This window comes from Capnocytophaga haemolytica (genome assembly GCF_001553545.1).
In the GTDB taxonomy this organism is placed as follows: Bacteria; Bacteroidota; Bacteroidia; order Flavobacteriales; family Flavobacteriaceae; genus Capnocytophaga; species Capnocytophaga haemolytica.
Genome location: NZ_CP014227.1, coordinates 1,756,211 through 1,768,886 on the forward strand (window position 1 = coordinate 1,756,211; position 12,676 = coordinate 1,768,886).

At 41.2% G+C, this 12,676-nt stretch carries 14 protein-coding genes; 3 read left to right on the forward strand and 11 right to left on the reverse strand.

Annotated features, from left to right (window positions below; all coding sequences use genetic code 11):
• Positions 1 to 274 precede the first annotated feature (274 nt).
• From AXF12_RS07950 to AXF12_RS12545, 3 genes are all read right to left on the reverse strand, one after another.
• Positions 275 to 547, reverse strand: coding sequence for a chaperone modulator CbpM (locus tag AXF12_RS07950; protein WP_066430049.1), 273 nt, complete (start codon positions 545 to 547; stop codon positions 275 to 277).
• 5 nt (positions 548 to 552) lie between these two features.
• The gene (locus AXF12_RS07955; RefSeq protein WP_066430050.1) at positions 553 to 1,464 is read right to left on the reverse strand and encodes a DnaJ C-terminal domain-containing protein; all 912 of its coding nucleotides are present in this window, start codon (positions 1,462 to 1,464) and stop codon (positions 553 to 555) included.
• Positions 1,465 to 1,690: 226 nt separating this feature from the next.
• Complete coding sequence (locus AXF12_RS12545; protein WP_169792831.1) at positions 1,691 to 1,834, reverse strand: hypothetical protein; 144 nt, start codon at positions 1,832 to 1,834, stop codon at positions 1,691 to 1,693.
• 204 nt (positions 1,835 to 2,038) lie between these two features.
• Here AXF12_RS12545 and AXF12_RS11900 point away from each other — a divergent pair, with 204 nt between their 5' ends.
• Both AXF12_RS11900 and AXF12_RS07960 read left to right on the forward strand, forming a co-directional pair.
• On the forward strand, positions 2,039 to 2,158 hold the full coding sequence (locus AXF12_RS11900) for a hypothetical protein (protein ID WP_234945907.1): 120 nt from the start codon (positions 2,039 to 2,041) through the stop codon (positions 2,156 to 2,158).
• Positions 2,159 to 2,162: 4 nt separating this feature from the next.
• Positions 2,163 to 3,413 (forward strand): glycosyltransferase, encoded by a 1,251-nt coding sequence (locus AXF12_RS07960; RefSeq protein ID WP_066430051.1) that lies wholly within the window; start codon positions 2,163 to 2,165, stop codon positions 3,411 to 3,413.
• Positions 3,414 to 3,419: 6 nt separating this feature from the next.
• On the opposite strand, the gene AXF12_RS07965 is transcribed toward AXF12_RS07960, so the two are convergent.
• From AXF12_RS07965 to AXF12_RS07975, 3 genes are all read right to left on the reverse strand, one after another.
• Positions 3,420 to 3,890 carry a transposase gene (locus tag AXF12_RS07965; protein ID WP_231909922.1) on the reverse strand — a complete coding sequence of 157 codons (471 nt, stop codon included), beginning with the start codon at positions 3,888 to 3,890 and terminating at the stop codon, positions 3,420 to 3,422.
• 60 nt (positions 3,891 to 3,950) lie between these two features.
• Entirely contained in the window at positions 3,951 to 4,916 is a 966-nt protein-coding gene (locus AXF12_RS07970; RefSeq protein ID WP_066430052.1) for a glycoside hydrolase family 97 N-terminal domain-containing protein, read from the reverse strand.
• An 85-nt stretch (positions 4,917 to 5,001) separates the two neighbouring features.
• The gene (locus AXF12_RS07975; protein ID WP_066430053.1) at positions 5,002 to 6,411 is read right to left on the reverse strand and encodes a DUF4832 domain-containing protein; all 1,410 of its coding nucleotides are present in this window, start codon (positions 6,409 to 6,411) and stop codon (positions 5,002 to 5,004) included.
• A 193-nt stretch (positions 6,412 to 6,604) separates the two neighbouring features.
• On the opposite strand from AXF12_RS07975, the gene AXF12_RS07980 reads away from it, so the two are divergent.
• On the forward strand, positions 6,605 to 7,321 hold the full coding sequence (locus tag AXF12_RS07980; protein WP_231909921.1) for an IS5 family transposase: 717 nt from the start codon (positions 6,605 to 6,607) through the stop codon (positions 7,319 to 7,321).
• A 196-nt stretch (positions 7,322 to 7,517) separates the two neighbouring features.
• On the opposite strand, the gene yidC is transcribed toward AXF12_RS07980, so the two are convergent.
• From yidC to AXF12_RS08005, 5 genes are all read right to left on the reverse strand, one after another.
• Positions 7,518 to 9,389: a membrane protein insertase YidC gene (gene yidC, locus AXF12_RS07985; RefSeq protein ID WP_066430059.1), complete on the reverse strand. Its 1,872-nt coding sequence runs from the start codon at positions 9,387 to 9,389 to the stop codon at positions 7,518 to 7,520.
• 37 nt (positions 9,390 to 9,426) lie between these two features.
• Positions 9,427 to 11,049 (reverse strand): CTP synthase, encoded by a 1,623-nt coding sequence (locus AXF12_RS07990; RefSeq protein ID WP_066430060.1) that lies wholly within the window; start codon positions 11,047 to 11,049, stop codon positions 9,427 to 9,429.
• Between the two features lie 94 nt (positions 11,050 to 11,143).
• Positions 11,144 to 11,704: a hypothetical protein gene (locus tag AXF12_RS07995; RefSeq protein WP_066430062.1), complete on the reverse strand. Its 561-nt coding sequence runs from the start codon at positions 11,702 to 11,704 to the stop codon at positions 11,144 to 11,146.
• Between the two features lie 5 nt (positions 11,705 to 11,709).
• A complete protein-coding gene (locus AXF12_RS08000) occupies positions 11,710 to 12,246 on the reverse strand; it encodes a hypothetical protein (protein WP_145955112.1) in 537 nt (178 codons plus the stop codon).
• Positions 12,155 to 12,583, reverse strand: coding sequence for a hypothetical protein (locus AXF12_RS08005; RefSeq protein ID WP_066430066.1), 429 nt, complete (start codon positions 12,581 to 12,583; stop codon positions 12,155 to 12,157). Before AXF12_RS08005 ends, AXF12_RS08000 begins: the two co-directional genes overlap by 92 nt.
• Positions 12,584 to 12,676 lie beyond the last annotated feature (93 nt).

Consider the following 12,676-nt stretch of genomic DNA (forward strand, 5'->3'; position numbering starts at 1 on the left):
GGATGATTTTTATGAAAGTCTATTTTCTTTCAGCACGCTTTATTTTAGTTTAATTTTCTACAAGATAATCTTCTTGAGGTATTTATGAAATGGGAATAAGTATAGCTCGTTCTTCGGTCGTTCTTCGGATGTCCTTCGGTTATCCTTCGAACATCTCTTGATAGAAAAAGATACTGTTGCGGTATTGGTATAGTATATATAAGAAAATAAAGGGAAGATCAGTAACTATCTTCGGTGATCTTCCCTTTTCAAATGGTTCTGTTTTAGTGTTGTATTAGAGGTTGTGCAGTTGAGGTTGCGAGATGCCTCTCAGCTGGTGTATTTGTTGTAATAGATGATGTATGATTTCCAATCCTGCCATATTTACTTCTAAGTCGTAATGCCAGTTGGTGAATTGCTCAAAGGCTGAGAGCTGATCGTAGTGCAGATAGGTGGTGCCTGCGATTACCTCTGTTTGAATAAGTCCAGAGGCTTCCAGATCGTTGAAAAACGTTACTTCTATGTTGTAGAGGCGTACAATATCCTCTCTTGATATTCTTTCTTCCATAAGGCTTATGAATTTTTAAGTTGCTGAAATAGTTCTTTTTGTTTATCGGTTAGGTTTTTAGGCAATAGTACGTTGTAGGTAACGAATAGGTCGCCATACACGCCTTCTTGCTTATAAACAGGGAAGCCCTTGCCTTTAAGACGTACGGTTGTGCCGTTTTGGGTTTCGGGTGCCACCTTGAGTTTTACCTTTCCATTGAGAGTATTCACCTCGATCTCTCCTCCTAAAATAGCGGTGTATAGGTCGATGTTTACCTTGGTTTTCAAGTCGTTGCCGTCGCGCTCGAATTGGCTATCAGGTTCAATGTGGAAGGTGATGTAGAGGTCGCCGTTAGGTCCACCATTGTAGCCCTCGTGTCCTTGACCTTTAAGGCGGATTTGTAATCCGTCGTACACTCCTGCGGGTACGGTAATGCGTATGTTTTTGTCGTTTACAGTGAATGTTTTCTGCTGGCTTACAGCTACTTCACGCAGGCTTAGTGACATATCAGCGTAGATGTCCTGTCCCTTAAATTTTCCTGAGGCGCTTCCGTAACCTCGACCAAAGCCACCTGCACTTCTTCCCCCAAACATATCCTTGAAGAAATCAGAGAAATCCTCTTGAGAATAGTTGCCTGAGGTATATCCTTCAAAGCCACCAAAGCCGCCGAAGTCGCCTTGTGAGCGTTGCTGCTGCTGAGCGCGCTCGTACTCTTCACCGTATTTCCAGTGCTCGCCGTACTTATCGTATTTAGCACGGTTTTCAGGGTTGCTGAGTACTTCGTTGGCTTCATTGATTTCTTTGAACTTTTGCTCGGCAGTTTTATCATTGGGGTTCATATCTGGGTGGTACTTCCGAGCTAATTTTCGATAGGCTTTCTTGATGTCAGCCTCACTGGCGTCTTTATTTACGCCTAATATTTTATAATAATCCATCATTGTTTGAATTGTATTAAGTGGCACAAAGGTACTACTTTTTCTTATAATAATATATGTACTGTATAATTTTTTTTATTAAACGTGTTTAAACTTTTTTGAGGAACTTGGATATAAACCCTAATAAGAGCATTCCAATCCAAGTTACATCAAGATACTCGTATCTCATTATCAAACCTTTATATCCGTCAAGCCAACCATCTGCTCATCCAATTTTAAACCTATTTTTCTACAATTCTTCATCAAAATAAACATCTGGTTGCGCTCCATTATTGAAGCTAAATTTTCCTACACTTAAAAAGGGAATAATCCAATTATTTATTGTATCTTTGCCCAAAGTTCCTGAATTTTGGTGTTCTTTTTTTTCAAACACAAAATTACTAATTTTCGGGAACTTTTATTTTATTATAGGAAAAAGTTTAAACAGCTTCAGTGTATAATGGATAATGCATAATGTATAATTTTGCAGTGAAATTAATCATTCTTCACTACTGATTATTCACTAAAATGTTGTATCTTTGCGGTTTGATAGTTATACGCGGTCAATCTGGGAGAAGATACTGATACAATAGGAGCTATTACAGGTAGTTTGGCGGGAGCTATTTACGGTTATACGGCTATACCTAAGCAGTGGATTGTCGCAATTGCTAATGAAGAACTGATAAAAATGCACTGCTTGGCACTGAGTAATATATAGAAGAATGAAAATTTGCTTTTTAACATTAGGAACCAGAGGCGATGTTCAGCCTTATTTGGCATTGGCAAAAGAACTCAATCGGCGTGGGCATCAGTCGTTAATTGCCACAGGAAGAAGTTTTGAGCACTTGATTGAGGCTGAAAATGTAGCGTTTTATCCAACAGAATTGGATTTTATGGCATTAGCGCAAACTCCAGAAGGGAAAGCTGTTCTTAATGCACCTTTATTGCACTTGCAGACTGCTATAAAGCTATCGAAAGAAGTACTTAACCCTGCCTATCGCAAAACGATGGACGATTTTTATAAGGCAGCACAAGGTGCAGCTATGATTATTTATCACCCCAAGGCATTGGGTGCAGTGGATATTGCTGTGAAATTGGGCATTCCAGCTATCAGTATGCCATCGACTCCAAGCACTTATCCTATTGCTGACTTTCCTTGTTTGGCACTCACAGCGCGTTATAATCTTGGGGCTTGGCTCAATAGAAAAAGTTATGCGCTCAACAGTAAGAGCGAAGTGGCACAAATCAAGCAGATCAATGCGTTTCGCAATGAAACGCTCCATTTGCCACCGCGTAAGGCAGGTGCATACACTTACTTTCGAGGCGGGGAGGAAATCCCAATTGTGTACCCAATTAGTCCAACTTTGTTTAAAGAGGTTAAGGATTGGAATGGTCACGTTTACTTACCAGGCTTTTTCTTCTTAGAGACCAATGAGGTGCTATCTCGTGATTTAGTAACTTTTTTAGAAGAGGGAGCGCGACCTCTTACGGTAACTTTTAGTAGTATGCAACTCAAGAAACCTGAAATCTTTATGAGAAAATTACTCTCAGCACTGCAAGAGCTCAACAAACGAGCGGTAATTTTGCTGGGAAATCTCCAACTTGATTTACCTCGCAATGATAGGATTTTTGTCACAAAACAAGCTCCACACGCACTATTGTTTGAAAAAAGTTATGCAGTCCTTCATCACGGTGGTGTAGGGACAACCGCGGCAGCTTTGAGAGCTGGCATCCCCCAGCTGATAATGCCTTGTGCCTTAGACCAACCTTTTTGGGCAAAGCGTATGTATCAAATAGGTTGTGGCTTAGAGCCTTTATCTGAACGCATAACAAAAGAAGACTTAATTAGTGCACTGAAAAATATAGAAGAAGAAAAATTAGTGCAACAAGCACAGCTCATAGGGCAAAGCATTCAATCTGAAAGAGGAATAGAAAATGCAGCTGAGTGGTTGGAAGCTCAGTTTAGAGGATAAACGTGTTTAAACTTTTTTGAGGAACTTGGAGATAAACCCAAATAGGAGCATTCCAATCCAAGTTACATCAAGATACTCGTATCTCATTATCAAGCCTTTATATCCGTCAAGCCAACCTCCTTTTTGCCGACAACGTGTATGACTACCATCCAATTGAACGCAAGACATATCTAATTTTCTTTTCTTCTTGCTTAATAGATTTAACCATACTCGCTGAAAACTACCGTCTTTACTACATTTATTGAAGTAGTAATAGACATTTTGCCAAGAAATTTCTCCTTTTTCAAAATAGCTCTCAATTGGAAGTTCTTTCCATTGCACCCCTGTTTTTAATCTCTTGAGAATCAATAAAAATATTGAAGCTAAATCAAAACTACTTTTAAATCCTCTTTTTCCTACACTTAAAAAGGAAATAATCCAATTATTTATTGTATCTCTGCCCAAAGTTCCTGAATTTTGGTGTTCTTTTTTTTGCAAACACAAAATTACTAATTTTCGGGAACTTTTATTTTATTATAAGAAAAAGTTTAAACAGCTTTAATACTTATAAGTTTCAGTATTAATGCCAGCCTCGAAATTAACTCCAGAGAGGTTTAAGCCATACCACCAATCCCATGCCACTTTGCCAGGCTTAATCCAACTAGTATCTTGTATCCTGCAGTCATTGGCAAGTAACCATACTAACTGATTATTAAGAATATCCTTATCACTAGCACTAAATGCAATGATACGCCACGGAAAGCTACGTGTACCAGAAGTTCGAGCAATATAATCGTTACGTTCTTTCACCACCATATTAAAGTTCTTATATCCCCCAGGCTCTGTCGCCTTAGGATAAAAAGGATGAATGGCGGTAAGTGTATTCGACTGATTTATTGAAGACTGCACAGACATACAAGGATAATCAGACACGTCAGATTCATGCAGTAGAATATTCACACCGTCATTAGCCTTAACTAAAAGTGGCAGACTTGAATAGTTGGGTTTCTGTTTATTATCTGAAACTCTTTGCTTTCTGTAATCTGATTCAGACATAACAGGATGGAACCACGCTGTATAGTTATCCGCAAAGTGATAATCCACGGGTTCTTCCTTTACTATAATTTCCTTTCTTCCTAGTCTGGTCATAAACCGCCATGCCATACCTTCATTGTAAGCACGAAAGACAATGCTATAGTTTCCTTTGCAGTCTATTTGTAACTCATTATAGTTTTCTCCTACATTACTATTAATGCCATACACGGGATGTAATACTCTATTAACGCTATGGCGTACAACCTTCTTTACAGATACCTTCTCACCTAGCACCTGCTTATCTGTGATTAGTCGGATAGCAGGAATAGAAATATATTTCTGTCCTTGATAAGATACTTGCAGATCGACCTTACGGTCTACTTGAATCCTTGCATTGATTTTCCCATCAGGGGACATCAACGTATAATCAGCAGCCCGAACTTGTAGGCAGAACAAGGTGCAAATGGCTATAAATATAGATTTGTTCATAATACACACGTTTTCAAAATGTAAGGAACGTAGCCTTATGGATTTTGCTAAACATCCCTTACACCTAATTCATTTCGTAGAAAGATTATTTAAGATTTATTGTCGCAATGGAATACATCTTGTCTTTTCCATTATCATAAGGTAAATTGATAACAGGATTACCATTCTTATCTACCAAGCAGATAAGCAGGTTTAACGTATTTTCCTTACTGCCTGCAGGTATCATCATCGTCACTTGATTAGTTAATAAAACATTATCACTAAGTGACATCAACTTATGGTAATCAAATTGCTTGTCAGTAGCTTCTGCAATTGTCTGTCCTTTAGCATCTTGTAGGATAAACTTTGGATAACACTCTATTGGGCAATAACCTACCCCTACATTCTTTATAGAATAAGTAACTTCAAAAGATTTCCCTTTCACTATTTCCTTGGGTAAGTCTATTTGAGGGAACTGTATTCTATACCCCATTTTCAAATTCATTTTATTAACTATATCACGTACTTCCGTTGATTTCAAATTAGATGGAGATGTGTGTATCCGACAATAATTGGCATGGGCATCTGTCATCTGCTGAAGATACCAATCGTCAGGCTTTAACCAAGTGTCGTTCTCCAAACCTATAACAGTAGTCCCATCATGAAACTTATCTATCAAAGACTTATTATAGGCTCTACCAGGAGAAGACGCACTTTTGTCAACACCAATGCTATGGTCATCAATGCCGAATCCCACCGACTTAGCATAAAGGCAGGCATCTGCACCATAATCATCATTAATTATCAATTGCGTGTTAGGAAAACTAGACCTTAATAAATCAACATGAGCTTTCATCTCTTCTTTTGTAGGTTCTACGCCAATTTGATAGCTATTGCCTTCACCTGCACGGCCTATTGACCCCATCTCTATAAACTCAACAGGCATATCTTTAAAGTGGTCAGCTACCGCCTTATAAAAATTTGCCAACTTAGCTAGAAGTATTGGATCACCATAATTGGCCATCCAAGAGTCATCCGCAGGATTTCCATTCCCATCAAGATTCTTTCCCTTAGCTCCAGCATCCTTTACCCATAATGGGGTGGCCTGATGATCAGCATTATCCCACAAGAAATTGGTATAAAATTTGAATGCGATTCTTTTACCTGCGGCAACCCAGCTTCGAGCAACATCATCAATTATGTACCAATTATATTGCCCCTCCTTTGGTTCCATCTTTGCCCAGCTTAGACGAAAAGACATAATGTCACATGGAACCCAATTCAACAAATCCTTTTTATCATTATTCGTAGGGACAACAACATTATCAAATGTATAGTACATTTGATTCCATCCCATCCCTGGATTAGTCAGATTCTTTTCGTTATCTTCCAGCAAGATTGTGCCACCACTAAAGACTTTCCCCCCATTTGGAATACTAGGACTAGCATCATCGCCACTACAAGAGAAAAGGAAACATGCACTAAAAGTAAAAATAAGAAGTTTTATATTTTTCATTTTTTATATATTTTACATATGAAACCTGTTTAAACTTTTCAAAAATAAAGAAGTTCCAGAATTTTTAGTACTTTTGTATTGTCAAACTAAAAATCTAAAAAAAACTGGAACTATGTGCAAAGATACAATAATTAATTGGATTCTACCTTTTTTGAGTGTAGGAAAACGAGGATTTTCTTCAAAATTCTGTCTTATGAAAATTATTACACTGATTTTTAAGAGATTAAAAACAGGATGTCAGTGGAGAGAAATTCCTATAAAAGAGCAATTTGAAGAGGGAGAAATCTCTTGGAACACCATCTATTACTACTTTAACAAGTGGAGCAAAGACGGCTCATTTCAGAGGGTATGGCTTAATATTTTAGAGAAAAACAAGAGTAAGTTAGATCTTTCTTGTGCTCAAATAGATGGTAGCCATAGTAAGACAAAAGGAGGAGAAAGTAGAGGGTTTCAAGGTAGAAAAGCAGCTAATACGACAAATGCTATTTTCCTTTGTGATAATCAGGGACAAATGTTAGCAATGAGTCCTCCAATGGCAGGAAATCATAATGACCTGTACGAAATAGAGAAGAATCTAAAGGCTATTTTTGAGTTCTTAGAACAGGCTGATATAAATACAGAGGGACTATTTATAAGTGCAGATGCAGGTTTTGATAGTCAGTCAGTTAGAGATTATTTAGAGAGTAAAGATATTGTTGCTAATATCAAGGGAAACCCAAGAAATGGAGGTGAAAGAGATAATTATTTTGATGAAAAGTTATACGAAAGAAGATTTACAATAGAAAGGGCTAATGCTTGGATAGATGGGCAAAAAGCTTTATTGGTCAGATATGAAAAGTTAGATGTCAATTGGGTGGCGATGCATCTATTAGCATTCAGTTTTTTCTTCCTTAGAAAGATAAAAGTTTAAACAGGTTCTTTATTATAAGAAAAAGTTTAAACAGCTTTATTTATTAAAATAACTCTACAAAATATAAAAATAACCAATAGGAAAATAAAAAGAGACCAACAGTAAATATTTTTATAAACCATTCCCTTAAATAAACCCACAAAAAATCGCGCCTCGGCATTCGCCGAGGCGCGATCTATATAAAGATAGCTATGTATTATCGCTTTTGCTGTGCTTTGCGTTGCGCTTCTGCTTGTTCCATCATCTCGCGCATACGTTGCTGGAATTTGCTCTCCTTTTTAGGCTTCTTCTTGTTCTCTTCGATCTGTGCGTGGATCTTTTTCTCGTCGATAATCCAGTATTTGATCGCCAACATTATCAAAATGGTAAGCAAGTTCGATACGAAGTAGTACAAACTCAGTCCGCTGGCGTAATTGTTGAAGAAAAACAACATCATCACGGGCGAAAGATAGATGAGGAACTTCATATTCGGCATCCCAGGCTGCTGTTGCTGCACGCTTTGCGCCATCGTCATCAGCGAGTAGATGAGGATCGCTACCGATGCCAAGAATGGGAACAAACTCACGTGGCTGCCGTAGAACGGTATCGAGAAAGGCAATTCAAGCACCGAGTCGTAAGAGGATAAATCCTGCGCCCAGAGGAAACTCTTCTGTCTAAGCCCGAATTCGGTAGGGAAAAAGTTGAACAATGCCAAGAATACGGGCAATTGCAGCAACGCGGGGATACAACCGCTCATCGGATTGACGCCCGCCTTGCGATAGAGTGCCATCGTTTCTTGCTGACGCTTCATCGGTTCCTGATATTTCTCGTTGATTTCGGTAATTTCGGGGCGCAATACCTTCATTTTTGCCTGCGATACGTACGATTTGTAGACAATAGGCGAGAGCAGCACCCGCACGATGATGGTCATCAAGATAATGGTGATACCTACTGAGAAATAGTTGGTTAAAAAGCCAAACAGCGGGATGAATAGCCACTTATTGAGCCAGCCAAAGATGCCCCAGCCCAGCGGAATGAGGTCGGTGAGGTCGTATTGCTTGTCGTATTGCTTTAAGAGCTTGTAATCACTCGGTCCGAAGTAATAATGCAGCGACTCGCTAAGCTCTCCGCTCTTGGCTTTCAGCGGGAAGGTCGCCACAAAGTCCTTAGTGTGCTTCAAATCCTTACGCTCTTCGTTGGCGATACTGCTCGATTTGAATTCGCCGCTCGAAAGGGGGCTGTCGGCGATGAGCACAGAGGCAAAAAGGTGCTGCTTGAAGCCTATCCAGCGCACTTGTTGCTCCTCTTGCACGTCTCCGCCCGCCGCACTCATACGGTTTACCTTGCCATCACCGTACTGCACGGTCAGCTGCGTGTAACGGTTCTCGTAAGTCACGCTCTTCTCCATACGGCGCGCCTTGAGGAACCACTTCGCATCGATCGGTTTGCTCATATTCACGATGTTGGCAAGCCCCACGCTGCGCACGGCGAAGTCCACCATATAGCCGTCCTTGGGCAAGGTGTAAACATACTCCAAATACTGGCTATCAGAGGCTTTGAGCTTCATCGAGAGCGTCTGTTTGCCGTCCTGCTGCGTCAAAGTGGGCTGAAAATACAGCTCTTTAGTGTTCAGGGTCTGGTTTTGTGCGGTGGTAAAGCTCAGCGAGAAGTACGAGTTGCCGTTAGCGATGAGCTCCACGGGTTTCCCCTCGTAAGTGGTCTGCCCTTTGAGGATCACGCTTTTCAGTTGCCCGCCTTTGTTGCTCACGGTGAGCTTCACATCGCTGTTTTCGATGGTCGTAAGCTCCGCCTGTGCCGAAGGGAGTGCCGCACTATAAGCAAACGCGCCCAACGAGGCTTTATAGTTCGCCAACGCCAGCGAATCAGTTGGTACAGACGCGCTCTGGGGCGTACCCGCCACGCGCTGAGTCTCCCGTTGCTTTTTAGCCGCTGCTGCTGCCTCCTGTTGTGCCTTCTGCTTAGCGATTTCAGCCTCCGAAGGCTTGTTGTTTTGCATTACCCATATCAACAGGATAAAGATAAGGACAAACCCTATAATGGTTTTAAAATCAATTCTTTTCTCTTCCATTCTAATATTCTAATTTCTAATTTCTACTTCCTAACTCCTACTTCCTAACTTCTAACTTTCTCTGCAACGCCGCCTTCACAAATGCCACAAACAGCGGGTGCGGCGTGGCGACCGTGCTTTTGTATTCAGGGTGATACTGCACGCCTACAAACCAAGGGTGCGAAGGCAGTTCTATCACTTCCACCAAGCCCGTCTCAGGGTTGATACCTGTACAGCGCAAGCCTGCCGCCTCCAAAGTTTCCTTATAATCATTGTTAAATTCATACCGATGGCGATGGCGTTCGCTAATGTGCGTCTTGCCATACGCATCAAAGATATGGCTCGGCTTCGTAAGCTCGCAATCCCACGCCCCAAGGCGCATCGTTCCACCTTTGTCAGTTACCGTTTTCTGACTTTCCATAAGGCTAATTACAGGGTAAGGCGTATGCTCGTCCATCTCCGTGGAGTTCGCCCCTGCAAGACCCGCCACATTGCGCGCAAACTCCACCACCGCCATCTGCATACCGAGGCATATCCCCAAGAAAGGAATGTGATGCTCGCGCACGTACTGCAACGCACTGATTTTACCCTCGATACCGCGACTGCCAAAGCCTGGTGCCACCAGCACCCCATCTAAGTGACCCAAGCGCGCCTCGATGTTCTCCTCGTTAAGGTGCTCGGAGTGTATCGTTTCCAAATCAACGCGCACTTCATTAGCCGCCCCCGCGTGGATAAACGCCTCTAAGATTGATTTATACGAATCTTGCAGCTCAACGTACTTACCTACCAGCCCAATCTTCACACGGTGCTTGGGGTTCTTGTGCCGTTGGAGGAAAGCATTCCATTGGGTGAGGTCGGGCTCGCCTTTTTGCGGCAAGTCGAGCTTCTGCAAGGCTACTTTGTCCAGCCCTTCTAAGAGCATCATATTCGGCACGTCGTAAATGGTAGACGCATCGATGGATTGGATCACCGCCTCGCGCTTTACGTTGCAGAAGAGCGCGATTTTGTAGCGCAGCTCATCCGAAAGCTCGTGCTCGGTGCGGCAAACGATAATATCCGCCTTGATACCGCTCTCCATCAGCGTCATTACGCTGTGTTGGGTGGGCTTGGTCTTCAGTTCGCCCGCTGCCGAGAGGTAAGGCACCAAAGTGAGGTGGATAACGATGCCGTTGTGCTCACCCAAGTCCCACAAAAGCTGACGCACCGCCTCGATGTACGGCAACGACTCGATGTCGCCCACCGTCCCACCAATCTCAGTGATAACGATGTCGTAATCGCCCGTCTTACCGAGCAGCTGCATACGCTCCTTGATCTCGTTGGTGATGTGCGGCACCACCTGCACGGTCTTCCCGAGGAACTCACCGCGGCGTTCTTTCTCAATAACGCTCTGGTAGATGCGCCCTGTGGTTACATTGTTCGTCTGCGAGGTCGGTACACCCAAAAAACGCTCGTAATGCCCCAAATCGAGGTCGGTCTCTGCGCCGTCTTCCGTTACGTAGCACTCCCCGTGCTCATAAGGGTTGAGCGTACCAGGGTCTACATTGATGTACGGGTCGAACTTCTGCAAAGCAACCCTATAACCGCGTGCCTGTAAGAGCTTAGCAAGGGAGGCCGCGATAATCCCCTTGCCCAATGAGGAGGTAACCCCTCCCGTTACGAATATATATTTAGCATTAGCCATCATAAATAATTTGGCGGCAAAGATACTACTTTTTAATGAATAATGAACAATGTATAATGTATAATTTGCTCAAATATGTATCTTTTTCGAACTATTAAAAATACTCCTGCAAAGTGTTTATATCCAACCAGCCCTGTTTGCCGTTCTTTGCAATCTTATAAAAGTGCGCTGTAACGCGTTCAAATAGGGTGTACACAGGCGTTTTATGTTTTCCATAAACACCTGTTTTTCCTCCTTTTACAAAAAATATTTTACCACCTTTTTTTGAATGATAAATAGCATTGTACTGTATGGGTAAAAGAGTGCGAATAGCTCGGCACTTGCCTTTGTCTTTCTCAACAGAATCATAATCATACTCAAATAAACCATAAAGCCCATTGCGTTTTACTCTGATATAGTTGACCAAGTCATCACTTTGAATACTGTCTTTTCCATTGATAAAGGTCAATTGCTCAGAGGATTGCCTACCCATCAATGTAAAATAATCTTTTCCTGAACCTTCATAGATAATTCTATACTGAGTTCCTACCTTCTTCAACCAATAGGTGATTGGGTGATATAAAAACAATCCACAGATGTATTCTTCTTCTACCGTTGGAAGTGATTGTACTTTTTCATCAGGTGAGATATAGTAGGCAGCTCCTTTTTCATTCAAGACTTCTATTGCACAGCCATTATGCAAATAGGCAACTTTACTTTTCCAAAATTCAATTTCTGATAGGCTCCACTGTAAACATCAAGAGGTTTTGCTTTGTCAATCCCTAAAACGTAGCAATTAGAAGCAATAATGGTGTCATAGGTTTTCTCAAGTACGTTCTCATTTGTTGTATCGACTAATTCATATTTGCCGCCTTCCATAGCCCTCAGTGTGGCTCTTATGCCTATATTGATATTATTAAAATTCTCTTGATAAGAAAGGGTGTAATTGCAGATTTCTTTTCCTTCAATCAATACGCTCTTAAAGTTTACATTTATAAAGATATTGTTGTCATTTAGAGGGATATACATAGCGTGATAAGGTGCTAAGGAATATATCTTTCGCTCATTGCCTAAGTCATATATCACAGGGGAATACTGAAATTGGTAACTTATGTGCCACTGTTTATCATCTTCTAAGTTTGTAGATGTTTTTCTTTGAAAAAGTCCCTGAAAGGCAATACAATGCTTGCTTAAAAATAGCTTTTTTGTCCTTCTCATTGGTAGGCAGTTCAAAGGTTTTTCCTATGAGATTTTCAATCTTTGTGGGGCGTATTTCTTCCTTGTGATAAATGGCACTAAATCTGCTTTCCAAGTCCTCTTTGCTAATAACATCACTTTCTACAACAGTCCGAGAAAGTATGCTATTTCTTCTATCTATCAATGCTCTACGCACTTGTATTTCTTGGAACTCTTTCTCCCCTACTCTCTTATAAAATCTACATCCATTGGAAGAATTGCTATACGCAATCACGTCTACGGCGCGCATATCCACCACCTGCTGCGCACTTACAACAGCACTGAGGCAAGAACTCAATAGTAAAACAACGTATTTCATAGCTTAAAATAATCATCTCTGTGGGGCAAAGATACGAATTTAATTTGTATGGATAGTGAATAATGGATATAATTAGAGAAGTTGAAACATAGA